23 protein-coding genes, 1 tRNA gene and 1 pseudogene are annotated in these 25457 nt (G+C 60.8%); 23 read left to right on the forward strand and 2 right to left on the reverse strand.

Translation table 11 applies throughout. The features are described 5' to 3' along the window. Positions 1-62: 62 nt before the first annotated feature. The 10 genes from OKW30_RS06140 to OKW30_RS06185 all read left to right on the forward strand — a co-directional run bounded on the left by OKW30_RS06140 (position 63) and on the right by OKW30_RS06185 (position 7427). Positions 63-147: transfer RNA gene (locus OKW30_RS06140), tRNA-Leu, on the forward strand. Positions 148-559: 412 nt separating this feature from the next. Beyond that, positions 560-1048 carry a hypothetical protein gene (locus OKW30_RS06145; RefSeq protein WP_429346260.1) on the forward strand — a complete coding sequence of 163 codons (489 nt, stop codon included), beginning with the start codon at positions 560-562 and terminating at the stop codon, positions 1046-1048. A 73-nt stretch (positions 1049-1121) separates the two neighbouring features. Beyond that, the gene (locus OKW30_RS06150; RefSeq protein ID WP_260336567.1) at positions 1122-1250 is read left to right on the forward strand and encodes a hypothetical protein; all 129 of its coding nucleotides are present in this window, start codon (positions 1122-1124) and stop codon (positions 1248-1250) included. Positions 1251-1515: 265 nt separating this feature from the next. Continuing rightward, complete coding sequence (locus OKW30_RS06155) at positions 1516-1887, forward strand: response regulator transcription factor (RefSeq protein ID WP_184071019.1); 372 nt, start codon at positions 1516-1518, stop codon at positions 1885-1887. Between the two features lie 370 nt (positions 1888-2257). Then, positions 2258-2926 (forward strand): c-type cytochrome, encoded by a 669-nt coding sequence (locus OKW30_RS06160; protein ID WP_184071144.1) that lies wholly within the window; start codon positions 2258-2260, stop codon positions 2924-2926. A gap of 13 nt (positions 2927-2939) precedes the next feature. Continuing rightward, positions 2940-4223 (forward strand): c-type cytochrome, encoded by a 1284-nt coding sequence (locus tag OKW30_RS06165; RefSeq protein WP_410452363.1) that lies wholly within the window; start codon positions 2940-2942, stop codon positions 4221-4223. Between the two features lie 7 nt (positions 4224-4230). Beyond that, positions 4231-4422: a hypothetical protein gene (locus OKW30_RS06170; RefSeq protein WP_429346261.1), complete on the forward strand. Its 192-nt coding sequence runs from the start codon at positions 4231-4233 to the stop codon at positions 4420-4422. A gap of 29 nt (positions 4423-4451) precedes the next feature. Next, positions 4452-5021 carry a cytochrome C oxidase subunit II gene (locus OKW30_RS06175; protein WP_429346262.1) on the forward strand — a complete coding sequence of 190 codons (570 nt, stop codon included), beginning with the start codon at positions 4452-4454 and terminating at the stop codon, positions 5019-5021. After that, positions 5011-6633: a cbb3-type cytochrome c oxidase subunit I gene (locus OKW30_RS06180; RefSeq protein ID WP_429346263.1), complete on the forward strand. Its 1623-nt coding sequence runs from the start codon at positions 5011-5013 to the stop codon at positions 6631-6633. Before OKW30_RS06175 ends, OKW30_RS06180 begins: the two co-directional genes overlap by 11 nt. Next, positions 6630-7427, forward strand: coding sequence for a c-type cytochrome (locus tag OKW30_RS06185; RefSeq protein ID WP_429346264.1), 798 nt, complete (start codon positions 6630-6632; stop codon positions 7425-7427). The genes OKW30_RS06180 and OKW30_RS06185 overlap by 4 nt, the downstream gene beginning before the upstream one ends. A 14-nt stretch (positions 7428-7441) precedes the next feature. Here the strand turns inward: OKW30_RS06185 and OKW30_RS06190 are convergent, their stop codons facing one another. After that, positions 7442-8425, reverse strand: a complete 984-nt coding sequence (locus tag OKW30_RS06190) for an AraC family transcriptional regulator (protein WP_429346265.1) — start codon at positions 8423-8425, stop codon at positions 7442-7444. A gap of 586 nt (positions 8426-9011) precedes the next feature. Here OKW30_RS06190 and OKW30_RS06195 point away from each other — a divergent pair. From OKW30_RS06195 to OKW30_RS06250, 12 genes and pseudogenes are all read left to right on the forward strand, one after another. Beyond that, positions 9012-10964 (forward strand): ATP-binding protein, encoded by a 1953-nt coding sequence (locus tag OKW30_RS06195; RefSeq protein ID WP_429346266.1) that lies wholly within the window; start codon positions 9012-9014, stop codon positions 10962-10964. A gap of 250 nt (positions 10965-11214) precedes the next feature. Further along, positions 11215-11889: a response regulator transcription factor gene (locus OKW30_RS06200; RefSeq protein WP_429347729.1), complete on the forward strand. Its 675-nt coding sequence runs from the start codon at positions 11215-11217 to the stop codon at positions 11887-11889. Positions 11890-12422: 533 nt separating this feature from the next. Next, positions 12423-13226 carry an enoyl-CoA hydratase-related protein gene (locus tag OKW30_RS06205; RefSeq protein WP_429346267.1) on the forward strand — a complete coding sequence of 268 codons (804 nt, stop codon included), beginning with the start codon at positions 12423-12425 and terminating at the stop codon, positions 13224-13226. 90 nt (positions 13227-13316) lie between these two features. Further along, complete coding sequence (locus tag OKW30_RS06210; protein ID WP_429346268.1) at positions 13317-14546, forward strand: CaiB/BaiF CoA transferase family protein; 1230 nt, start codon at positions 13317-13319, stop codon at positions 14544-14546. Positions 14547-14627: 81 nt separating this feature from the next. Then, a pseudogene (locus tag OKW30_RS06215) lies at positions 14628-15366 on the forward strand (acetoacetate decarboxylase). Between the two features lie 31 nt (positions 15367-15397). Continuing rightward, positions 15398-16603 (forward strand): acyl-CoA dehydrogenase family protein, encoded by a 1206-nt coding sequence (locus tag OKW30_RS06220; RefSeq protein ID WP_429346269.1) that lies wholly within the window; start codon positions 15398-15400, stop codon positions 16601-16603. A 21-nt stretch (positions 16604-16624) separates the two neighbouring features. After that, on the forward strand, positions 16625-17560 hold the full coding sequence (locus OKW30_RS06225; protein ID WP_184070988.1) for a 3-hydroxyacyl-CoA dehydrogenase NAD-binding domain-containing protein: 936 nt from the start codon (positions 16625-16627) through the stop codon (positions 17558-17560). A 131-nt stretch (positions 17561-17691) separates the two neighbouring features. Continuing rightward, complete coding sequence (locus OKW30_RS06230; protein WP_429346270.1) at positions 17692-18489, forward strand: NAD-binding protein; 798 nt, start codon at positions 17692-17694, stop codon at positions 18487-18489. A 253-nt stretch (positions 18490-18742) separates the two neighbouring features. Further along, positions 18743-19027, forward strand: coding sequence for a YtcA family lipoprotein (locus OKW30_RS06235; RefSeq protein ID WP_429346271.1), 285 nt, complete (start codon positions 18743-18745; stop codon positions 19025-19027). Positions 19028-19046: 19 nt separating this feature from the next. Beyond that, a complete protein-coding gene (gene mdtN / locus OKW30_RS06240; protein ID WP_429346272.1) occupies positions 19047-20105 on the forward strand; it encodes a multidrug transporter subunit MdtN in 1059 nt (352 codons plus the stop codon). Between the two features lie 9 nt (positions 20106-20114). Beyond that, the gene (locus OKW30_RS06245) at positions 20115-22214 is read left to right on the forward strand and encodes an FUSC family protein (protein WP_429346273.1); all 2100 of its coding nucleotides are present in this window, start codon (positions 20115-20117) and stop codon (positions 22212-22214) included. Next, positions 22211-23698, forward strand: a complete 1488-nt coding sequence (locus tag OKW30_RS06250; protein WP_429346274.1) for an MdtP family multidrug efflux transporter outer membrane subunit — start codon at positions 22211-22213, stop codon at positions 23696-23698. The genes OKW30_RS06245 and OKW30_RS06250 overlap by 4 nt, the downstream gene beginning before the upstream one ends. 18 nt (positions 23699-23716) lie before the next feature. On the opposite strand, the gene OKW30_RS06255 is transcribed toward OKW30_RS06250, so the two are convergent. Next, a complete protein-coding gene (locus OKW30_RS06255; protein WP_184070978.1) occupies positions 23717-24166 on the reverse strand; it encodes a hypothetical protein in 450 nt (149 codons plus the stop codon). A 761-nt stretch (positions 24167-24927) separates the two neighbouring features. On the opposite strand from OKW30_RS06255, the gene OKW30_RS06260 reads away from it, so the two are divergent. Beyond that, positions 24928-25431, forward strand: a complete 504-nt coding sequence (locus OKW30_RS06260; protein WP_429346275.1) for a M48 metallopeptidase family protein — start codon at positions 24928-24930, stop codon at positions 25429-25431. The last annotated feature ends 26 nt before the right edge of the window (positions 25432-25457 follow it).

The raw sequence follows: 25457 nt of genomic DNA on the forward strand, positions 1-25457 counted from the left end.
GCTTTTTTGGGGCTGCCGCGAGGCGATGGTAGAATTCGCGACCACGCGCGATTGCCACCTTTGCCGGGGTGATGAAATTGGTAAACATAGCGGACTTAAAATCCGCCGCCTTCGGGCTTGCCGGTTCAAGTCCGGTCCCCGGCACCATCTAGTGGTCCCTGTAGTTCCGAAGAAACCTTGAAACCCGCTATAGCGTAAGCATGGCGGGTTTTTTGTTTCCGGCGTATTCCGACGAAATGCATCATATGTTCATGATGCGGCATACCGTTTCGTCATGTTTATCGAGAATTGGCATCGCCCGTCCATTCCTCCTTTGAACGTCGCGCGAGTCCTTATTCCGACTGCGGGCATCGGCTGCCATCCACTGCCTCTCGCAGCCCATGGGATATACCCACGTATGAGTTCCCAACACCTATGCGGGGACTATCTCAACCGTTCGTAGAATAGCTTTGCCGGTCCTGTTTGCCTAACCATGATTGCATGGCCGGTACGGTTGCTCGGTTCAATTTCCATGAACCGTCTTTCGGGAAGGTCAAACGACTTCAGAAGGAGACGACTGATGATCGAGCAAGACATAGGATGTGAGTGGGCCAACGTCAATGGCGACCACATTTCTTCAAAGCGCGTATCGAGTCCGTTCGCCTCGGACATGCCGCGATTGGCTTCGGAAACGACCGCCACGCCCCTGATTATTTTTGTCTGCTGGTATTCGTTGATCGAAGTGCCATCGGAGTTCGGCATGGGAAACAATGATGCCATGCTGCCTGCTGCCGTTGTGGCAAGACTGATCGTTATCGTGGAAGGTTTTGCGGCTGTCGTGGATGTCCGCTTCGCCCGGGCAATCTTCGTCTTCCTCTGCGGCACGAGCGTGATAGCCATCGCACCGATGTTGCCATTGGAGTTCAAAGAGTCAACTTTGATCGTGTTCATCTCATTGGTCGAATGCGTAGGAAAAACCGCGATTGTTGTTTGCGCTTGCGCGGAATACCTTCGCGCAACGCCATCGGAAGGACCGCACACCGAGGAAGTATTTGAACGCCGTTTTTAGTGGTGCATGTCGCGACGTAGTTAGCGCGTGCGCAGTTAGTCACACTGGGATGGGTTGATTCGAGGATGCCGTCATGTTGAACGCTCTGCATAACTGGATTTTTATCGGCAGCAACGCATACGACGAGTACACGTTCGTGCCATGGCTGAACAAGAACATCTATCGAAGGACCGTCGATCTGAGCCGAGTCTGCATTCAATAGCGAATGACATGACGATGAGATCCGGTGCCCGATTGTTGCGTAGTGTTTAGGTGACCGGTTCGAGCACCCACACGAAAGTATGAATCGACCATACCTGTCGATCAGTGAGCGTGCCCGTCTTTTCGGGTAGCCGTCACATGTTCGATGCGCTATACGTTCGTATGATTCTCGTTTGGTTTGCTCCGAACTACGCTTGCTGTAATGGACGTGCTCGTAATTGATCGCGCTTTTGTGTCCCATTTCCCGAAAGACCGGGGTCCTCCGTTTGGATACCTCCCAGATAGTTACGATAGTCGATGACGATGAGGCGGTTCGTCTGGCGACTTCTAGCCTCGTGCGTTCCCTGGGCTGGAGTGTGCGCACCTTTGCGTCGGCGGAGGAATTCCTGCGGTCTGGCCACGTCGGCGACACGTCATGCCTGATTTCAGATGTGCGGATGCCCGGCATGTCGGGGGTTGCCATGCACACTCACCTTCTCGGACTAGGAGCTGCGCCGCCGATCATTTTCATCACTGCGTTTCCGACCGCTTCGCTGCAGGCGGAAATCCAGGCGAACGGCGCACTGGTTTTGCTCGAGAAGCCGGTTGGCGCCGCTGCCATGGCGCATTGGCTCAATGTCGCGCTGGGCCAGCCGTAGGCGGTGCGATGCTCGCAAGTGGGGCGCTGGAAATGGAGTACTTCGTGCTCGTTGCCGTAGCGCTTGTCGCGTATGAAGAGTGCTGGGTCGTCGGTTTTAGACTGTCGGGTCACTCGGGACAAGTATGAGTTTGCCGTAGCTATGCAGGTGTATGCCAACCGTTCGTAGAACGGGCTTTGTTTTCTTGAAAACCTAAGTTGATTTTGTGGCAGCGCGCAGACGCACGAGGGTGGTGGGGCGGCGCTAGAAGAAAGGCGGTCAAGCAAACACGGCGAAGGTCAACTTCGCTTCAGCCAAGGCAATCCGTACGAGGAAACTGGTGACGAATCGCATCGCATTGTCCATCGTCGCGCTGTATTCGGTGTGCGCGATGTCCGCTGAACCGACGCACGTCTCGAGCCCCAACGCCGAGGCGGCGCCCGACACCATGCAGGCTCGCGTCATGGGCTGCGCGGCCTGTCACGGCGCGCACGGTGAAGGCACTGACAATGACTATTTCCCGCGCCTTGCCGGTAAGCCGGCCGGCTATCTGTACAACCAGTTGCTGGCGTTTCGCGATGGCCGCCGCAAGTACCCGCCGATGAATTATCTGCTGGCCTATTTGCCCGACGCCTATCTGCGCCAGATCGCGGACTACTTCGCCGCCGAGCGTCCGCCTTATCCCGTGCCTGCCACCGCGAGCGTCGGCGCGCAGACGCTCGCGCTCGGCAAGGCGCTCGTGAGCGACGGCGACCGCGCGCGCGGCGTGTCCGCCTGCGCCAGCTGTCACGGCGCGGCGCTGACCGGCATGGAGCCGGCGATTCCAGGGCTGCTGGGGTTGCACGCCGACTACATCAGCGCGCAACTGGGCGCGTTCCGCTATGGCACGCGCCGCACCGTGGCGCCGGACTGCATGCACACGATTGCGACGCATTTGAGCGACAGCGACATCACTGCGATCGCGGCGTGGCTCGCCGCGCAGCCCGCGCCTGCCGATCCGCAGCCCGCCGCTGCGGGCACCTTGAAGATGCCGCTTGCTTGCGGCAGCGTTTCTCACTAGCCGAGGCTGCGAAGTGCCCAGTTTCCGAAAGCCCACCGCCGTCACCGCACTTGCCGGATTGCTGCTTTGCGCCGCAGCGCTGTTGGGCGTTTCCGTCGCGCAGGCCGGCACGCCGGTAGACAGCCGCGCGGACATCGTCGCGCGCGGCGAATATCTGGCCCGCGCCGGCGATTGCATCGCCTGCCACACCCAGCCCGCTGGCAAGCTGTTCGGCGGTGGCCGGCCGATGGACACGCCGTTCGGCGCGCTCTATACGCCCAATATCTCGTCGGACAAGGTCGACGGCATCGGCAAGTGGAGTGCCGACGAGTTTTACCGGATGATGCATACCGGCAAGTCGCGCGACGGCTCGCTGCTGTATCCGGCCATGCCGTTCGCGTCCTATACGAAGATCACGCGGGCCGACTCGGATGCAATCTACGCGTATCTGCAATCGGTGCCGCCGATCCATCAGCCGAACCGTCCGCACGAACTGCGCTTCCCGTTCAACCAGCGCCAGTTGCTGCGCGGCTGGCGCGCGCTGTATATGCACGAGGGCGAGTATCAGCCGGACCCGACGCAGTCGGTCGAATGGAATCGTGGCGCCTATCTTGTCGAAGGGCTTGGCCACTGCACAATGTGCCATACGGCGATCAACGCGCTGGGCGGCAACTCCCCCTCGAAGCAGTTCGAAGGCGGCCTGATTCCCATGCAGAACTGGTATGCGCCGTCGCTGACCTCGAACAAGGAAGCCGGCCTTGGCGACTGGAGCATCGACGACATCGTCGACCTGCTGCACTCGGGTGTGTCGCGGCGCGGTGCGGTGTACGGGCCGATGGCCGAAGTCGTCTATGACAGCTTCCAGTACCTTTCCGAAGACGACGTGCGCGCGGTTGCGGTCTACCTCAAGGCGTTGCCGGCGCGCTCCGGCGAAGCGCAGCAGAACCCGCCCGGCGCCGCGATGACCGAGGAAGAGAATCGCCTGACGCCGCTCGGCAAGAAAATCTACGACGCCCAGTGCGCGATCTGCCACGCTGCGCAGGGGCAGGGCAAGTTGCCGAACTTCCCGCCGCTCGCCGAAAACCAGTCGATCCAGATGAGCTCGTCGGTCAATCCGATCCGCATGGTCCTGAACGGCGGCTATGCGCCGGGCACCAGCAAGAATCCAATGCCGTACGGCATGCCGCCGTTCGCCCAGACCCTGTCGGACGAAGAAGTGGCCGCCGTGGTGACCTACATCCGCACGGCATGGGGCAATCACGGCACACCCGTGACCGTGAAGGAAGTCAACGAGTTGCGCCCGGCACCGCTCTTTTGAGGCAGTGATGATCCAATCCCCCCTCCCTTCAGGCGACGACGGCGCCGCTTCCCGCGACGAAGCAGAACGCGTCGACCAGATCGTCAGCAGCGGCCCGCGCGGCGCGATCGCGGTGGCCGGCGTCGCGACGGCCATCGTGATAGGCATGTGGTACGCGTTCTACTTCCTGGTGTTCCTGCCGCGCGGCGTCATCCAATAAGCGAACCCCTCATCGAACCAGATGGCGCCATGTCGAACCCTACCGTTCCCGACCCGCACACCTCCGCTGAAGTCGCCGCGCGCATCGAGCGCCGCTGGGCAGCACTCGCGGTGCTGCTCATCGCGAGCACCGTCGCAGTGGTGATCTTCACCGGACTGCACTGGGCGGCGATGCCGCCCTCGCGCGTCGAGACGATCCGGCCTGAAACGCTGAACATCGCAGGCGAATTTATCGAGAGCAATCTCGGCAGCGCTCTCGAGTCCGACGGCTCAGTCACCGTGCGCATCATCGCGCAGCAGTACTCGTTCACGCCGCAGTGCCTACTGGTTCCCGCTGAAACACCGATTACTTTTCGCGCGACGAGCGCCGACGTCGTGCACGGCTTTCTCGTCACCCATACCAACATCAACTCGATGGTTGAGCCCGGCTATATCTCCACTTTCAGCACCACCTTCCCGGAGCCGGGCGATCACCTGATGCCGTGCCACGAATATTGCGGCACGGGCCACCAGGGGATGTGGGCGCATGTGAAGGTCATCGACAAGGCCAGGTTCATGCAAATGGCCGCCAATTCGCGGAGACTCAGCTGTGTTAAATAACAAGCGACTCGTGCTCTCGCATTTCTGGCTGGCGTTCGGCGTCTTCGGCGCAGCGCTCTTGCTCGGCGCGTGGCAGATGTATGTGCGCAGCCCGCTGCACGCGTGGCTGCAAAACTCCGAAATCTACTACCGCTCGGTGACCGAGCACGGCACTGTCATGGGCTACGTGTTCCCGACGCTCGTGGCGATGGGCTTCGGCTATGCGGTCACCGAGCTTTCTCTCAAGCGCACGCTCATCGGTGTGCGCTGGGCGTGGCTCGGGTTCGTGCTGGTGGCGGCGGGCGCGGTCATGGCCTCGATCACGGTCGCGCTCGGGCTGGCCTCGGTGCTCTACACGTTCTATCCGCCGACGATCGGCAGCGTGTTCTATTACCTCGGCGTGGTGCTGGTGGTGGTGGGCTCGTGGATATGGGTGGCGCTGATGTCGGTGAACCTCGCGGCGTGGAAGCGCGACAACCCCGGCACGCCGGTGCCGCTGCCGATGTTCGCGACCGTGGCGGGTGCTTATCTGTGGGGGTGGACCGCCGTGGGCGCGGCGCTCGAAATCATCTTCCAGATCCTGCCGGTCGCCTTCGGCTGGAAGACGACGATCGATGCGGGCCTCGCGCGCGTGTTCTTCTCGTGGACGCTTCACGCGATTGTCTATTTCTGGCTGATGCCGGCCTATATCGCGTTCTACACGATCGTGCCGCGCGCGATCGGCGGGCGGCTCTACAGCGATATGATGGGGCGCATTGCGTTCATCCTGTTTCTCGTGGTGGCGATGCCGATTGGCATTCACCACCTGTTCGCCGATCCGCAAGTGGGCTCGGGCTTCAAGTTCCTGCAGTCGGTGTTCACGGCGCTGGTGGCGGTGCCCACGCTTCTGACGGTGTTCACGATCTGTGCATCGGTGGAGATTGCCGCGCGCCTGCGCGGCGGCAAGGGCGCGTTCGGCTGGCTTCGCGCGCTGCCGTGGGACAACCCGCAGATGCTAGCGCTCGCGCTCTCGTTTGTGATGCTGGGCTTCGGCGGCGCGGGTGGCCTCATCAACATGAGCTACCAGCTCGACTTGACGATCCACAACACGCAGTGGATTACCGGGCACTTCCACCTGATCTACGCTGGCGCGATCGTCATCATGTACTTCGCGATCGCCTACGACTTGTGGCCGCAGATCACGGGCCGCGCGATGACGAACTGGAGGCTCATGCGCCTGCAGCTGTGGCTGTGGTTCATCGGCATGATCGTGCTGACGTTCCCGTGGCACTGGGTCGGCATTCTGGGCATGCCGCGCCGCATGGCGTACTACGACTACACCGACCCGGAGATCGCGGCGCAGGCGATCTGGGTGGTGATGTCGGCGATCGGCGGCTTCATCCTCGTGCTCTCGGCGATCGTGTTCTTCGTGATTCTGATTCAAGGGCATCGCAGCGAAGCCGCCGAGCCCGAGGAATACCGCTTCAGTACCGCGGTGCACGAGCCGCGTACGGTGCCGGTGGCGCTCAACGGCTTCGCGCTGTGGCTCACGCTGATGGTTGCGCTGACGGTGCTCAACTACGGCTATCCGATCGCGCAGTTGATGGCAAGAGGCGACACCGTCCCGGTAATTCCGATTGGAGCCCGGCGATGAGCGAAGAACGCCTGTTCTCGTGGAGCAATCGCTGGTTCAAGACGAGCGTCATCGCCACGGCCGCGGTGTTCGTGTTCGGCGTGGCGGTGGGCTTCGTATGGCTGCCGTCGGTGCAGCGCGATGCGCAGTTCCAGGGTCTCTGGAATGCGATCTGTAGCGCGGCGGGGGTGCCGCAGCATTGGCTGGCCAACGAGGCGCCGGTGGCGCCGCACGTGCGGTTGAGCAAGGTGGAAGTGACGCCTCAATTGCTCGCGGGGGCGACGCGGCTATCGATCGGACGCGGCGCCACTCTATCGCTGCGCTGCACGATGTGCCACGGCGAGCGCGGCATGAGCGGGGCGAACTCGCCGAATCTGGCGGGGCAGTATGCGATCATGGTCTACAAGCAGTTGCAGGACTTCCAGAGCGGCGCACGTGCGAACGCCGTGATGTCGCCGATGGCGGCGAACCTGAGCGACCAGGACATGCGCGATCTGGCCGCCTACTACGCGTCGCTGCCGCGACCGAGGCTGGCGCAGGGCCTCGATGCGGCGGGCGCCCCCGGGATCGTCCTGCAGGGCGCGCCGCTGCGCAATATTCCGGCGTGCGCGACGTGCCATGGCGGGATCGACAACAAGGCGGGCAGCCCCTGGCTCGACGGCTTGCCGGCGGCCTATACGCAGGCGCAGCTGCAGGCGTTCGCGTCGGGCGAGCGGCATAACGATATCTCGGAGCAGATGCGCAACATTGCGCGCAATATGACGCCGGATGAGATCGCCGCTGCCGCTTCTTACTACGCAAACCTGACGCGGTGATGAAGCCGCGTGCGCTAGCCTGCGCCTTCGTTGACTTTTCGGCCTTGCCGAAGCTGCCGGGGAGTGCGGCCGGTCCTCTGGCGAATCACGCGGACGAAATGCGACGCATCCGAGAATCCGGCGCGTCGGCCGATCTCAGCGGTCGTTACGTGATCAAATGCCCGTGACTGGAGCATACGCACGGCCGCTTCTGTTCTGGCTTTCAGCAACAGTTGACCGAACGTCTCGCCGCTGCTTGCCAGAACCCGGTGCAAAGTGCGAGGCGACACATTTAACGCTGCTGCAATGTCGCTTGCAGTCAACTGCGACTCAGTACGACGCTGCATGATGCACTCGTGAATCCGTTCAAGCAGGGATCGCTCCGTAGGCGATGTCTTGAACGATTCGCCCGAAAGCTCGTGGGCCGTAAGCGCAAGCAATGCACCGAGTTGATCGGCGAGAACGGATTCAGCCAGCGGCGCGTGAAGGGTGAACTCAGGCGAGAGCTGGCTCACATAGCTTGACAGCACTCGCCCCCATCCCGAGTCTGCTGAAATTCTCCGACCTGTTAGTCCCTCCACGTTCGAGCCCCACGTGGCCAGCCATTCTGGCGGGAGCGTCAAATTCAGGAAGTCGTACGTGTCCGGACAATTCATCTCGAACTCAAGCTGCGAATCAAAAAGTACCAACTCGCGAGGCAGAATCCGCGCCTGCCCGCGGTGCGTCGTCGTCCACGGGTGGTTACGGCTCATCACGAGGTGAAACGAACGACCCCGGCTCCGCGCAATCTCACGTGGCGTGGTCAGGGCATCGTGTGCTGATCCACATTGGGCTGTTACCGTAACCATACCGAGCGGGGTGCTCACGAGGTTCGACTCGAACTGGCGTGGCGAGTGGCAACCGATCGCCATCGGCACGAGGGCAGAGGCGAGAACGTCGGCCCAGTAGTCAAGCCGCTGCACTGGTGGCACATCTTGCGTCGACAACCGCGCAATCGAAGGTGGCTCGACGCTCCACATATTCTTCCTCTTATGGTGATTAAGCAAAGATTAGGACGCTGAGATCGCCTGGTCAATCAGGTTTCCTGAGCAGCGTCGTGATCCGAACATAAGGTGCGAACCTTTGCGAATCCTCGGCCCGTGTTGGATGCCCTTCGCTGAGCGTTCCGGCGCGGGGACGATTTGATCCGAGGAAAGGCGTACATCACCGAAGGCCGGCAATGGTCTTCTGTGGCACTTACAGACCATATTTCGGGCATGAATGGCACGATCAGTCAATCTGGCGGGCGAGGCCACATCTAAACTTGTGGCTGCAAGGGTCATAGCCGGCGAATCGGGCAAGCAAGGCAGGCTTCCTTCACATTTGACGAATCGTTGTGATGCCGAAGCGAAGCGCAGCCGAGAACCGAAAGTTAGCCGAAAACGTTTGTGCTTCGCTCAGAACGCCGGGCCTCGCATTGATCTACCAGAAAACAATGCGGGACAACCTACCGTTACCTCCTCGGGGTGGCTACCCCTCCATCGGTGGATGACTCACGACCCACGGGCACAACGGCTCAAGCTATCAACAGAGATTGGTTCACCCCGGTTGACATCACGATACCCCATGAATTTCTTCGCGGAATTGGTCGAGCAGTCGGAGCGGCTCCGTTGCCTTCCAGAGCGTCGGCTGTTTCGATCAGATACCTCGGTCGACCAGATTGCCCGATTACGTTATCTGGCCTGGCTTTGGTTAGCCGGTGGCTTTGCCATGGCGACTGCGACCGGGGTCTGCTTCCACCTTCAGGCTCGCCTTGGCACAACGGGATTTGTCTATCTGATTGTCATTGTGTTGGTGTCGTTAATGGACAGCTTCATTACCTCTGCAGTTTTCTCGATAACCGCCGTTGGCTGCCTTGCTTTTTTCTTTACGCAGCCGATCTTCGGCTTTCGGGTAGCTGAGTTACGCGATGTTGCAGCGCTGATTGCTTTTCTAACCACGTCACTCGCCATCACCACACTTGTGAGACGCGTACGTTGGCTCGGGAAAGCAGCACGCGAGCAGGCCCACCTCCTCGATCTGTCCCACGACTCTTTCTTCGTTCGCGACATGAACGCCGTGATCACCTATTGGAATCGCGGCGCGGAGGAGCTTTATGGATGGGAAAAGGGTGAGGCACTCGGCAGGACTTCCCACCAACTCCTGCAAACCCGATTTCCCGTCTCTATTGACGACATCATGAACACGTTGCTGAAGACGGGGCGCTGGGAAGGTGAACTCGTTCATGCCAAACGGGACGGTTCGCAAGTCGTGGTAGCTAGCCGTTGGTCATTGCAGCACAGTGCGAACGGACGCCCCATCTCGGTTCTCGAAACCAACAATGACATTACGCTGCGCAAGCGCGCCGAAGACGCGCTGCGCCGAAGTCAGGCGGCCTACCTGGCTGAAGCCCAGCAATTGAGCCTCACCGGCAGTTTCGGCTGGAACCCAGCGAGCGGAGAGATTTTCTGGTCCGAGCAAAGCTTCAGGATCTTTGGATACGACCCGGACATCATCCCCACGGTCGACTTAACGCTCGAACGCGTGCATCCCGACGATGTTGCCCTCTTCAGGCAAGTGATCGATAAGGCGACGAGCGGCGAACAGCAATTTGATTGTGAGTATCGTCTGCTGATGCCGGACAGCTCCGTCAAGCATCTCCACGTCGTCGCCCATGTGGTGACCGATGAACCCGGCAAGCGGCGGTTTGTGGGCGCAATAATGGATGTGACCGCGACGAAGCTTGCAGCGCAAAAGTTGCATGAGGCACAGACAGAACTCGCGCGTGTTACGCGCGTGACGACACTGGGAGAACTGAGCGCATCGATCGCCCACGAAGTCAGCCAGCCGCTCGCCGCGATTGTCACAAACGGCGAGGCCTGTCTGCGATGGCTGGGGCACCCGAGCCCGGAACTGGCGGAGGTGCAGTCCTGCATCACGCGCATGATTGGCGAAGGCCGGCGCGCGAGCAAAATTGTTCATCATATCCGCACGCTGGCCAAGAAGGATTCTCCTCAGAAAACGCTACTGGACCTCAACGACGTGATCAATGACGTCGTCTGCCTGACTCAGCGTGAAGTTTTTAATCACAAGGTATCGCTCTGCCTCAAACTTGCCTATGGGCTGCCCCCGTTGCTGGGCGACCGGGTTCAGCTTCAGCAGGTGATCATAAATCTTATGATGAACGGCATTCAGTCCATGGACGGCATTCATGGTCGGCCCCGTGAGCTGCTCATTGAGTCACGCATGGATGAGGATGGAAACCTGGTCGTCGCGGTTCAGGACTCAGGGTCGGGAATTGATCCGGAGAATGCAGAACGACTATTCGATGCTTTCTTCACGACGAAACCCAACGGTCTCGGCATGGGATTGTCAATCTGCCAATCGATTGCCGAAGCTCACGGAGGACGGATGTGGGTGTCCAGCAAGCCAGGCCACGGCGCGACCTTCCAACTCGGCCTGCCTGCGATTATCGGTCGTCCGGATAACGCACGAGGACAAATCGACTTCCGGGAGTTAACCAAACGTGCACCCCAATAGGTGCGCTGCAGCATCCCTAGTGATTCACTTTCGGTCGACACTGTTGTCGACAACATACGTCAAGCAACGACGAGCAGACCGATTTGACATTAGACCGTCTTCTTCCGGAGCCCGACAGGATGCACCAGCGGATCTTGCCGTATCCAAAAGAAAACGGATTGAGCGAGAAGCGTTCATTGCGGCATGAAGGTATCAGAACGGTATCGGTATGCAGAACCTTGCCGCGCATTGTGCCGATAGGGAGACGTTGATGAGTTCGGGACAAGATTTGAGTTCGGTCAAAGACACTAGCGAAGGCGCGCAATCGGTGGTGTACATTGTCGACGACGAAGAAGCGATGAGACTCGCGCTAGGCACCCTGCTGCGTTCTGTCGGGCTACACGTTGAAACGTTCGCATCTTCTCCGGAATTTCTGGCATTTCCGAGGTATGACGCACCTAGTTGCCTGATTCTCGATGTCAGGCTGCGGGGCGAGAGCGGTCTTGCATTTCAGGAGGAGGTTGCAAAGAGCGCGCTTCGCATGCCGATCGTTTTCATGACCGGGTACGGTGACATTTCAATGTCGGTCAAGGCCATGAAAGCAGGTGCTCTCGATTTTTTCGCCAAACCTTTTCGCGACCAGGACATGCTGGATGCTGTCACTCATGCGTTGACACGTGACCGCGAGCGGCTTCTGGCCGAACAGTCAATTGCCGCCCTCCGCATTTCCCATGATTCATTGACGCGACGAGAAAAACAGGTCATGGAATTCGTCGTGGCCGGCCTGCTGAATAAGCAGATTGCCGCGGAAATGAAACTCAGCGAAATTACGGTAAAGATTCATCGTGGACAAGCGATGAAAAAAATGGCCGCGCGCTCGGTAGCGGATCTCGTCAGAAAGGCAGAAGCGCTTGGCGTTAAGCCGCATTCGGAAAGATCGGGTTGACAGCGTGGGGCCCAGAAGTTGCAATTTTTCGCGCGTCGTCTGCATGGTTGCTGCGGTGTGCGCGCGCTGGCGCGAGTCGTTCCGCATGCCGCCGTTCAGGTAAGTCATCGGTACCCTCGCTGGAATAGCACGTCTCTACGACACAGTCGCGCGCGTCCCACTGTGCGCTTACAAGGCGCTCATAGGACCCCTGAGCCTGCAGCGAAAGACCAACAATTAGACCACTACATTGTTCATGGTCAAGATATACAAATGTATGAGAATCCAATGCCAATTCGTTAGTAAGACTAGCCGTTCGTAGCATGGTTTTGTGCGAGGCGTATTTCTAAACTAATCTCATGGACTTGACCGCGCATCGCAAAAAAACCCCCCGATGGTCGGCGGGAGGCTTACGCGCCACGTGTGCGAGATAGCGGGCACTGGAACCGAGAAAAAGCGAAAAGAAGGATTGCGCGCAACTACGGACTTGGAATTCTGGCGATCGCAAAAGGATCGTAGATCATTTTTAACGTTCATGCGGAGTGTTGAGATCCATGGTTCAGTCACTTACCCCGGAATCGTTTGAAACGATCGTCTTTGAAAAGAAAGGTGCTGTCGCCTACGTCACGCTGAATCGCCCCAAGGTTCTCAATGCATTGAACCGGCGAGCCATCAGCGAGTTGAGGACAGCGTTCGAAGCCGCTCGGGATGATTCTCAGGTCAGCGGTGTCATCGTCACTGGCGCAGGTGAGCGCGCATTTATTGCTGGAGCGGATATCGGCGAACTTGCGAGCGCGACACCCGTCGAGGCCGAGCAGCACACACGTGACGGGCAGGCCTTGCTCAGTCTCGTCGAAAGCCTCGGCAAGCCGGTCATTGCAGCGGTCAACGGTCTTGCGCTTGGCGGCGGATGTGAGACCGCATTGGCCTGCACGATCCGACTTGCAACATCAACTGCGAAATTCGGGCAACCCGAAATCAAACTTGGCCTCATTCCGGGCTTTGGCGGGACACAGCGTCTTGCGCGCCTTGTCGGCAAGGGAATCGCACTGCAACTCATTCTCACCGGCGAGATGATCACCGCCGAAGAAGCGCTTCGAATCGGCCTTGTTAACGAAATCGTCGAGCCGTCAAAGCTTCTCGCGCGTGCAGAAGAACTTCTCGCGCAGATAGCCGTGAATGCACCCCTTGCGGTCCGTTACGCCATTGCGGCCGTCAATCGCGGACTCGACGGTTCGCTGTTCGAGGGGCTTGCCCTCGAAGGCGCCTTGTTTGCGCTGTGCGCATCCACTGAAGACAAAATGGAAGGCACGAAAGCATTCCTCGAGAAACGGCCACCCAAGTTCGCCGGCCGATGAATAGCGACCGTCGATACGACCGTCGTCACTGCCTCAAACATCCGTGTAACCAACGAGACGAAATTAGTCCCACCTCATGGAGATGACTAGATGACTACCGGCAACCACATCTTCTCGGATCTAAAAGTACTCGATCTGGCAAGCTATATTGCGGGCCCGGCCGCGGCGACGATCCTTGCCGATTTTGGCGCCGACGTCATCAAGGTGGAACCCCCCGGTACGGGTGACGTCTATCGCTTTTTTTCGGCGATGCCGCCGAATCCAACCAGCGACGTCAACTACGCGTGGCAACTGACGAACCGCAACAAGCGCAGCATTGCCATCGATCTGAAGTCTCCCCGCGCGAAAGAAGTGATGCAGCGCCTTGTGCGCTGGGCCGATGTCGTCGTCGTCAATTTTCCTCCTCGCGTGAAGGTCTCTCTGGGCGTCACTTATGAAGATCTCGCGCCGCTGAACGAGAAGATGATCTACGCGGATATTACAGGGTACGGCTCCGAGGGGCCGGAGGCCGATACACCAGGGTTCGACGTGACCGCCTATTGGGCACGCTCGGGCCTGATGGAAGTGACGCATGATGCCGGAAGCCCGCCGACGCTTCCGATACCCGGCATCGGCGACCACGCGACTGCGACAACGCTCTATGCGGCGATCGTCACAGCGCTTTATGTGCGCGCGACGACGGGCAAGGGCAGCCACGTCTCGACTTCACTGATCGCAAACGGTATCTGGGCGGCGGCAGCGTGGGTCGAAGGCGGCCTCAATGGCGGCCATTTCTTCGCGCAACATAACCGTAAGTCTCCACCCAATGCGCTGCTCAATCCGTACCAGACGTCGGACAATCGCTGGATTCTCCTTGTTGCTGCGCAGCGCAAGGACTGGCCCGGCTTCGTGAAGACGATCGGCAGGCCAGAGCTACTCGAAGATCCGCGTTTCACCGACGACAAGCGCACGGCCAATGCTGCACAGCTTGTTGAGATTCTTGATCCGATGTTTGCGAGTCAACCGCTTTCCCACTGGAAGGAAGTGCTGAGCGCGGGCCGCGTGATTTTCGGCGTCGTGCAGATCGCGCAAGAGATCATCAACGATCCTCAACTGTCGGCCAACGGTATCGTCGTGCCGCTCGAAGTTGCCGGAAGAGCAGGTGCCCGTACCGTCAGCAGCCCCATTCAGATCCATGGTGCACCGAAGGTCGAACCCTCCGTCGCGCCCCGGCTCGGCGAACACGGCGCGGTAATCCTGAAGGAACTGGGATTCGACGACGCCGACATTGCGCGGCTGAACGATGGCGGCGCCGTCGCCCGCTTTGAAGACAAATCATGAGGTAGCGCATCCAGGCGCCGGACCAGGCACCCCACCGCCCGGCTTCGCATACGTCGCGCTGCAGCACACACGGAGATGCACATGACTGAAGACGAAGTACGCTCGAGCGCCTATACCATGCCGTTGACGAGTCCCGCCTATCCTAAGGGTCCGTTCCCGGTTCGTCAACCGCGAATTCGTGATCATCACCTATCGCACCGATCCGGAGGCGCTTGCCCGCGTGGTGCCGGCGCCGCTGAAGCCGACCGAGCCGATTGTCAAATACGAATTCATCAACATGCCCGACTCGAGCGGACTCGGCTCGTACACCGAATCCGGCCAGGTCATTCCCGTGACGTTCAACGGCGTGGCGGGCGGGTTCACGCACGCGATGTATCTCGACAGCGAAGCGGGCATTGCCTCCGGCCGCGAATTGCTGGGTTTTCCGAAGGTGTTGGCGCAGCCGAAGCTCGAGGTGCGCAAGGACGCCCTGGTCGGCACGCTCGACTATAACGGCGTACGCATCGCCACCGCGACGATGGCCTACAAATACGCCGAGCTCGATCTCGTCGGCGTCAGGAAGTCGCTCGAAGCGCCAGGCTTTTTGCTGAAGATCCTGCCGAATGTGAACGGCACCGCGCGGGTCTGCGAGATCGTCAAATACCACGTCGACGATCTGACGGTGAAGGGCGCCTGGTCGGGACCCGCATCCCTGGAACTGCACCCACACTGCTTTGCACCCGTCGCGAAGCTTCCCGTTCTCGAGGTGCTGTCAGCTGTCCATATCCTGACGGATCTGTCTCTCGGGAATGCCGAGGTCGTCTACAACTACCTTGCGTAGACGTTGTCCAGACCCACTGTGCGAGATCGCCATGCCCGAGACGAAGACTTCCCAACCGTCGCTGCCTGCACCCGACAGCGACTTCTATCAGATCCACGACATTCTGAGCGAGGAAGAGCAGGCCATCCTCAAGAAGGTGCGCCATTTCATGGAAACGAGCGTCGCCCCGGTCATCAACCTGTACTGGGCTGAGGACCGGTTTCCGTTCGATCTGATTCCCGGTATCCGCGAGCTAAACATTGCCGGAATCGGCTTCAAGGGCTACGACTGCCCGGGAGGCAGCACCTTGCTCGACGGCTTCATCGCAATGGAAATCGCACGGGTCGATGCATCGATCGCGACGTTCTACGGTGTGCACAGGGGCCTCGCGATGGGCTCGATCTACCTGGGCGGATCGGAAGAGCAGAAACAGAAGTGGCTGCCACCGATGGCGCGGATGGAGAAGATCGGCTGCTTCGGGTTGACCGAGCCGCTCGTCGGTTCCGGTGCCGGCGGGGGCCTGCTGACGACGGCCAAACGCGAAGGCGATACATGGGTCCTCAACGGCCAGAAGCGCTGGATCGGCAATTCGCCGTGGTGCGACGTCTCGATTATCTGGGCGCGGGACGTCGCCGACAATCAGGTGAAGGGTTTTATCGTCGAGAACAAGACCACGCCGGGATTTTCCGTCGAGAAGATCGAGCGCAAGGTTGCGCTGCGTGTGGTGCAGAACGGCGTCATCACGATGGATAACTGCCGCGTGCCCGAAGAAAACCGCCTGCAAGGCGATCTGTCGTTCCGCGACACCGCGCGCGTGCTCCGCTTGACCCGGCAGTACGTTGCGTGGGAGGCGGTCGGCTGCAGCATGGGCGCGTACGAACATGCGCTGAAGTATGCGCAGACGCGCGAGCAGTTCGGCAGACCGATTGCGTCTTTCCAGATGATCCAGGATCACCTCGCGAAGATGCTGGGAAATATCACCGCGTCGCAGTGCCTGGTCGTGCGGCTGGCGCAGTTGCAGGACCAGGACAAGCTCAAGGACCAGCATGCATCGCTTGCCAAGGCCTTCTGCACGGTGCGCATGCGCGAAACGGTGGCGTCGGCTCGTGAGATTTTGGGCGGCAACGGCATTGTGCTTGACTACAACGTAGCCCGCTTCTTTGCCGATTCGGAAGCGCTGTACTCCTATGAAGGCTCGCGCGAGATGAATTCGCTGATCGTCGGCAAGGCGGTCACCGGTTTCAGTGCGTTTGTTTAAAATTACCGGAGTTCATCTGTCATGGCCAAGCCAATCAAACGCGTCGCGATCATTGGGACGGGTGTTATCGGCGCGAGCTGGGCTGCGCTGTTCCTTGCGAAAGGCCTGGAGGTGGTCGCCACCGACATCGCCCCCGACGCAAAGAAAAAGCTCGACGATTTCATCTCGGCCGCCTGGCCTGCATTGGAGCATCTGGGCCTCGCCCCGGGAACTGCCCCGTCGAAGCTGGAATTCACCGACAACCTCGATGCCGCCATCGCCGGCAGCGATCTGATTCAGGAAAACGGTCCGGAGCGAATCGACTTCAAGAAAGATCTTTACCGGCGTCTCGATGAGGCCTTGGCGCCGGACGTGATCATTGCATCGAGTTCGTCGGGCTTGACAATGAGCGAGATTCAGTCGGCTTGCCCGAACCACCCTGAGCGGTGCGTGATCGGCCATCCATTCAATCCGCCGCATCTCATTCCGCTTGTCGAGATCGTCGGCGGCGCGAAGACCTCAGAAGAGACGATAGAACGCGTCAGCGCGTTCTATCGCGGCCTGGGCAAGCGGACGATACGCCTGCACAAGGAGGTGCCGGGCCATGTCGCCAATCGTCTGCAGGCGGCACTTTTTCGCGAGGTGGTCCATCTGATCGCGGAGGGTGTGGTCAGCGTGGCCGACGCCGATGCCGCCGTTTCGTGGGGCCCGGGCTTGCGCTGGGGGATCATGGGGCCGAGTCTTCTGTATCACCTCGGCGGCGGTCAGGGTGGCATCGAGCATTTCTTCGAACAGTTCACCGGCCCGTTGACGGCGTGGTGGCATGTACTCGGTACGCCGGAACTGACGCCTGACGTTCGCGCGACCATCATCAAGGGGGTGCACGAGGAGATTCAGTCACGCTCCTTACAGGAGGACCTTGCGACGTACCGCGACGAGGTTCTGATGGGCCTGCTGCGCTTGCGAGGAAAGGAATGACGCTATGCGTCCCAAGCGCGGCCTGTCGAGAGACTTTTGACTGACTATAGGCAACTGATCCGCAAGGCGAGCGTGATTATCTGGCATTGGGTTCGCTGTCGTCTCCATCGGCATACCTACCCGAGGTAATGATGTGGATATTCCGTGTCGATGAGCCGCGTCTCGGGGGCATCCGTATTCGCGAATGGCGCCGCCGCGCGCGCCATACCGTCGGCCTGCTCGTTCTGCTGCTGGGCGCCGCCGCTGTTGGGCTGGTCCTGCTCGATCAGTCCAATGCCTCTATTCCCGATAAGGTGTTCGCGGCCCTCTGGGACGGGGTCAATCTCGTCTCGACACTCGGTGATTTTACCGAGTTCAATCAGCCGCAGAAGATCTTTATGCTGCTAGCCATGTTCGCGACGCTGCTGATCGGCGGATTCGCGGTTTCGAGGCTCACCGGCATGCTATCGGGCGACGATGTGATGGCTTATCGGGAGAATAGGGTGATGGAAGGCAGGCTCGTGCATCTCGCCGATCATGTGGTCCTGGTTGGGTTCCATTCGCTTGGCGAACTGGTCGCACACCGGTTGCGCGAAGCGCGACAGACGGTGCTTGTCCTCGTGGGCGATCAGGACCAGGCGGACCGCGCGGCGGATCGCGGCCATATGGTTGTGCTCGGTTCTCCGGGCGTGTTCGACGACGTGCTCAGGCGCGCGCGGCTGGACACCGCCAAGGCGCTGGTCGTGACGACGCCCGACAGCAATAACAATCTGGCGATCACCTTGCTGGCGCATTCGCTGAATGCCTCGCTCGCGATCATCGTGCCCGGCGAAAATCCCTTGAGAAAGGGGCTGTTCGAGAGTGCGGGGGCATCCAACGTGGTTATCGTCGATGAGATCGTGGCGGATGCGCTGGTCGGCAAGCTCACAGCGCGGGTGGAGACGACATGAAACCAGCGGCTTCCACGGATTCTCATCTGCATCGCATTGCGTTCCTGCAGAGACTTCTGCCCATCGACCCCGCACAACTGCCGCGCGACATCATTGCAGACATCACGCTGGCGGTCGTGGGCGTCCCCGAGATAATAGGGTATACCGCGACGTCTAGCTCTTTCCAAGTCCTTGCGATTGGGTAGAACCGCGCGCGAAAGGCTCGGATTGGTGATGCAAATCCTGATGACGCGAGCGACTTTGGAGCGACCACATGCCGTTCTTCAGAACAAAACGTGTGCCGCGTTCAGTCGTTGTTGCCCCGGCGGCTGTCCCTCTGACGGGCGGGTGTGCCAACTCGCCGTCCATTGGCGTGCTCGGCGCATACTTTCCCGACTGGCTGTTCTGTATCGTCGCGGGCGTCGTGCTCACGGTCGTCATCTATCTGGTTCTCAAGCGTTGGCAGGTCGACCAACTGATGTGGCCTTCAGCCGTGGTATATCCCACGCTCTTCGCCTTCCTTTCACTCGCTGTGTGGTTGATGTTGTTCCAACATTGAATCTTCTCAGGTAGATGCGATGGCGATAACTGCCAGCAGAACGAAGAAGATAGCATGGCCGGCCATCATTCTTGTCGTGGTGACACTGTTGCTGGCGGTGTTTGTCATCCGCCAGTTGGACCGCGCGCCGCGCACCGACGATGCCTATGTTTATGCGGATACGATCGACGTGGTGCCCGAGGTCAATGGGCGCATCGTCGAACTGCCCGTGCACGACAATCAGGCGGTGAAGCAGGGCGATCTGCTGTTCCGCATCGATCCGCGTCCCTATCAGGACGCGCTCACGCGGGGCAAGGCATCCCTCGTCGCGCTCGACCGCCAGATCGAGCTGACCCAGCGCACGGTCAATGCGCAGCAGTACAACGCGCAGTCGGTGCGTGCGGCCGTCGAGCGCGCGCGAGCCGCTGCCGGCCAGGCGTCCGATACGCTGCACCGCATGGAGCCGCTGCTGTCGCACGGCTATGTATCGGCGGAGGACGTCGATCGTGCGCGCACCGCGCAACGTGCCACGCAGGCCGAACTCAGCGCCGCGCAACTGCAGGCGCAACAGGCGGCAGCGGCCGTGAGCGGCGTCGACGCGCTGGTTGCGCAGCGTGCCGTCGTCATGGCGGAAATCTCGATTGCCGAGCTGAACCTCGAATATTCGACCGTGCGGGCGCCGTTCGACGGACGCATCGTGTCGTTGAAAACATCGACGGGGCAGTTCGCGTCCGCGCTCAAACCCGTCTTCACATTGATCGACACGCGCCACTGGTATGTGGTCGCGAACTTTCGCGAGACAGAGCTCAAAGGCATCCGGACCGGGACGCCCGCCATGGTTTACCTGATGAGCGACACGGGCCAGCGCTTCCACGGCAGGGTCGATTCGATCAGCTATGGCGTCGCGTCCGATGAAGCCGGCCTTGCGTTGCAGGGCGGGTTGCCGCGCATTCAACGCACGCTTAACTGGGTCCGCGTCGCGCAGCGCTTCCCAGTGAAGATCCGCGTCGACAATCCGAACCCGGAGCTGTTTCGCATCGGGACATCGGCGGTGGCTGTTCTGCACCCCGGGCGCGGCGACGACGGCGAGCGCCATTGAGGATCGCACATGGCCGCCGCCGACTACCTGCCCCTCACACTGCGCGATACAGGCGTGTTCCTCAGCCGCGAGCTCGCGCCTTTCCCCGGTCGCGTCAACGTGATGTTGCGTTGCATGTTGACGAGCGCGATCGTGATCGTCGCGTCGATGACGCTCGAAGTGCCGGAGCTTGCGCTGTCGTTGCTGGTGGTGTTCTACGTGACACAGGCGAACGTGGTGGTCACGCGGCTGGTAGGCCTGATGTTCATCGTCGGATCGACGCTCGGCATCGGTCTGTCGATCCTGCTGATGAAGTTTACATTCGGCTATCCGTTGCTGCGCATCGTCGTCGCGAGCCTGCTGTTCTTCGGCAGCGTGTATCTGCTACGCGTGCTCAAGATCGGTGTGGTGTTCTTCATAGTCGCCATCGTCGTGATCTATGTGCAGAGCTTCGTCGACCGGACCGATCAGGCCGATCTGCTGATCCGCGCGGTGTTGTGGGTGTGGGTCGCCGTTAACTATCCGATCGCGCTGACGCTCGTGGTCAACACGTTGTTGTTGCCCGCCGAACCGCAATTGCAGCTCAAGGCGGAAATCCATCGACAACTGGCGGCGCTGGACATGCGCCTGACGCAACTGATCGACGGCACCAGGCACGCCGAGCCGATCACGCTGGCGGCCCTCCAGCAAGGCGTGCTGACGTTGCAGAAGCTGCTCCGGTTCACGACGATGCGCGACGCCCACTATCGCGAGCATCAGGCGCTGCAGCTTGCATGCATTGCAACAGTGTCGCGTCTTTATCGCGGAGCGAGTGACCTGCCGCCCGGTTGGCCGGGCGCGTCGGCAGCGCAACTGGCGATGTTGCGCGAGTTGCACACGAACTGCCGCGCGCTCGACGAAGCGGTACTGACAGACGAGCCGTATCGCTACGTGAGCACGGCAACAACTGAAGAACGCGCTGCCGCCGATACGTTTCCCGCCGCGGCCGAATTGCAGCGGGCGCTGCGCGCATTCGCCGATCTCACCGCAAGCGATGTCGAACCCGGCAAGCCGCCCGCGAGCGAGCCGATGCTCGCGCCCGACGCATGGACCAATCCCGCGTACGCGCGCTTTTCGCTGAAGACGCTGCTCGCCGTGCTGGCCTGCTACGTGTTCTACAACGCCGTCGACTGGCAGGGCGTCCACACGATCATGCTGACTTGCGTGATCGTCGCGCTGCCGAGCCTCGGCGCATCGGCGCAGCGCGCATTGCTGCGGGTGGCCGGTGCTGCCATCGGAAGCGCGCTGGCGCTGTTCATGGTCGTGTTCGTCGTTCCTCATCTCGACGACATTGTCGGTCTGCTGCTGATGACGCTGCCTGTCGTCGCGTTCGGGGCATGGATCTCGGCCGGTTCGGAACGGATCGGCTACGCGGGCGTCCAGCTGATCTTCACCTTCTCGCTCGCCTTGTTCGAACAGTTCGGTCCAACCATCAATCTGACTGAAATACGCGACCGGCTGGTCGGCATTCTGCTGGGCGTCGGTGTGGCGACTTTTGTGCAGATGTCGTTCTGGCGCGAGGGCGAGGGCGACGTGTTGCGGCAGAAACTCGCGACGATGCTGCGTGCGATTGCCGCCCAGCTATGCGCGCCACAGGCTGGCAGCGACGAACGGGATGAGTTGCCGTATGCGCAGCGCCAGTTGCAGGCGTGGGCCGTGCTGGCCGATTGCGAAGCGACGCTGTCGCGCGTCGCACTCGAGCCCGGCTGGCAGGAAGCGGAACAGGCCCAACTGACGCTGCGTGCACAAACCGTCCTCGCGCAGGGGCGCGAGATCATGCTCGCTGGCGATGCGCTGCACAAGGCGCTGGTGGCTCAGGCGGGGTCATCGAGCCCGCAGGCCGTGGGCGCAGTTCGGGCGGCTCAGGAACAGGCTTGCGCCGAGGTCAACCGTTACGCGGACGGGCTTGTCATCAGCCCGCCCGAGGCGTACGCCCCGCAACGCATCGGGATCGTTGCCCAGGCCGTCGAACCGGCCGATCAGCCGCTCATCGTCGCCGCGGAAGACCTGTCGCGGCAGGTCGCAGGCCTGCCGGAGTGGCGCAGCGAGGCACCCGTCGCGACGAGCTCTTCACAGGCCGTACGGACATGAATCCGCGATCGGGTTTGCGTGCCTGGCGATGGCGTCGATGCTTCGTATGCGTCGCGTGGATATCGTTCGCGCCGTCGGGGTGCGCGCTGATCCATCACAACGGCACGCCCTATACCGAGATCGCGCCCGAGCAGATCAATCTTGCTGACGACATCCATCTTGCGCGAGAGGGTTGGCCCGCGGCGCGCTGGTGGGACCGCTATCGCGATGCGCAGCTCGACGCGCTTATCGATCAGGCGCTCGCCGATGCGCCGACGATGGTGATTGCGCGAACCCGCGTCGCGCAGGCGAAGTCGGACGTCGAGCTTGTCAAAACGGGGTCGAGCCTTCAGGTGGCCGCGCTGGCGTCGCTGAATCGCGAGCATGTCTCGGCGAACGGCTTTATCGGCCCGTTCGCGATGAACGAACCGGCGTTGGGGCTGACGGGTCCCTGGTACACCGAAGGCATCGTCGGGCTTGGCGCAAGCCTGGACGTCGACATCTGGGGCAGGCAGCGCGCGCAGGTCGCCGCATCGCTTGGTGTGAGCAATGCGCGGCTCGCCGAGACGGCCGCCGTCGAACTCGAAATTTCGACGGATGTCGCGCAGCTTTACTACGGCATTCAAACGACTTACCAGCTTATCGATCTGCTGAATGAATCGCACGACGTCGCGGTGTTCGCGGTGCAGGCACACGAATCACGTGCGGCGCGGGGTCTCGAAGCCCGCACGTTACTGGAAGAAAGCCGCGCGCAGCAACTGGCCATCGAACGGCAGATCGTGTCGGCGCAAGGGCAGATCAAGCAGTTTCGCGAATCGATGCGAGCGCTGGTCGGCGCGGGAGCCAACGGCTTGCCGGCGATCGAGCCCGTCGCGCTGCCGCGCTCGCAAGCGGCCCTGCCGGCGACGCTTTCATACGAACTGCTCGCCCGGCGGCCCGACCTGCAGGCGATGCGATGGTATGTAGAGTCATCGTTCGACCGGATCGACGCAGCGAAAGCGGCGTTCTATCCGAGTTTCGACATCGAGGCGTTCTTCGGCTTCAACGCATTGCATCTCGCGGACCTCTTCACGCATGCAAGCCAGCAGATCAACCTGATTCCGGGCCTGTACTTACCGATCTTCGACGGCGGCAGGCTCAACGCAAACCTGAGCGGCGCACGCGAGGGGAGCAACCTGTTGATCGAGCAGTACAACCAGGCCGTCCTCAACGCGGTACGCGATGTCGCGCAGACAGGCAGCCGTTTGCAGACCCTCGATGCGGAGACCGGGTTGCAGAAACAACGGATCGAATCGGTTGCGTTTGCGAGGGACAGCGCCGAAGCATCCTATCAACGCGGACTGACGAGCCGGCTCGCGGCGCTCGAAGCGCGCCAGCCGGTAATCGCCGAACAGGTTGCGCTGCTCACACTCAACGGTCAGACGCTCAGTCAGGAGATTGCACTGACGAAGGCGCTCGGCGGCGGTTATCGCGCCGATCCGCCCGTCGAACTGAAGTCGCGTTGAACGGCGCATATATAGGATTCAGAACTGCTGTGCGCGCAGCGATTCGAATTCCGTGCGGCACACGTCGCCGAATGTGGCGAGGATGTCGATCGAGCCATCCGCGAGCATCTCGCGAATCTCGACGAAGGTTTTGTCCGGCGCAAGGTAGGTGTCCACGATCTTGCGTCCGATCACGTCGGCTTCATCTGCGACTTCGCGCGACGACTGGACGCGCATGCGGCTGATCTTCGCGTAGAGATTGCCGAGCGAGGAAAGGTCGGGCTCGTTGTGTTGCAGCGCGTCGACATAGCACTTCGTGGCTTCCTCGATGAACTCCTTGTAGAGCTCCTGCCGCCGCACGCGGTCATGCGCTCGCCACTCCGCGCGAACCTGGGTGCGTTGGGTCAGCCATGTGGCAAGAACGGAAGTCAGGCCGCCGATGGCGGCGCCGACGAGTGCGGACAGTGCGGAGATGACCGATGGGTTCATAGAGCATTTTCTCTCTGCCAATCACGGTCATCCATATTAGCGCCCATGGGTGCATTTTCCGCGATACGTGTGCGACGCAACGCTTCGCGTTTACGCTGGCCGCGCTCGGGTTTTTGTTCAAGGACTCAGAAAGTGGCGTAGACCGCCCGCAAAGAAAAAATCCAGTCCGCGTTGCCCGGCAGCAGTGGGGCGGCATATCCAGGTGAAAACCCCTTGTCGCCCAGTGCCGGAAGGCGATTGGTTGTTGCCGAACAGCCGTGCTCCCTCCCGCATCACCCCCTCTCGCTCCCCCGTTCAAGGGATATTTCCAGATCGCGTTCGCGCCAATCCTCGCCGGAGTTTGCGCTTTGCGCGCCACTGGCCGAATCCGTTCTCGCCGATCAGGTCGGTGGGTTGCTTGCGCTTACGGCCCATGAGCTTTCAGGCCAATCGCTCAGGACATCACCTGTGGAGCGATCCCTGCTTGAACGCCGGTGAGTGTGTCCGTCGGTTGCGTTTCGTCATCTTCTGGTTCCTTGTTGCCGGCCATTATGACCGACTCACGTCCCAGCTTTTCCACTTACCGGCCTGTCCGAATTCCCGGCGCCACTTCTGTCCTTACATGGGCGACAGCCCAAAATCGCCGCGGCTTTCGATGAAACAGAAAAAAGCGCTTCACGAATCTTCGGTACTTCGAATGGAGCGGCAACCGGAAAATGCCCAACCTTGTCCATCAGCGCGACTATGCGTAAGATCGGTCCCGCCAACCTCACTCCGCCTTCATGTCCCCCCTCAAATACCTCGCCGGCTACCCCGCACCGTTGCAAGACAAGGTGAGAAAGCTGATCGCCGCCGGTCAGCTCGGCTCCTACGTCGCGCAGAAGTACCCGAGCACGCACGAGGTGCAAACCGACCGCGCGCTCTACGAGTACTGCGCGGAACTCAAACGCGAACACCTGCGCAACGCCGAGCAGATCGACAAGGTCACTTACGACGGCAAACTCGACGTGATGCGTCACGCGCTCGGCCTGCACACGAGCATTTCGCGGGTGCAGGGCAGCAAGCTGAAAGCGAAGAAGGAAATCCGCATCGCGTCGTTATTCAAGGCCGCGGCGCCGGAGTTTCTGAAGATGATCGTCGTGCACGAACTCGCTCATCTGAAGGAGAGCGATCACAACAAAGCGTTCTATCGTCTGTGCGAGTTCATGCAGCCGGGTTATCACCAGATCGAATTCGATCTACGTCTGTATCTGACACATCGCGATCTGGCGAAGAAGACCGTGTGAGGTACGCCGCGCGGCAGGCGCGGCAG

It is taken from the genome of Paraburkholderia sp. Clong3 (genome assembly GCF_050436485.1).
Lineage (GTDB): Bacteria > Pseudomonadota > Gammaproteobacteria > Burkholderiales > Burkholderiaceae > Paraburkholderia > Paraburkholderia tuberum.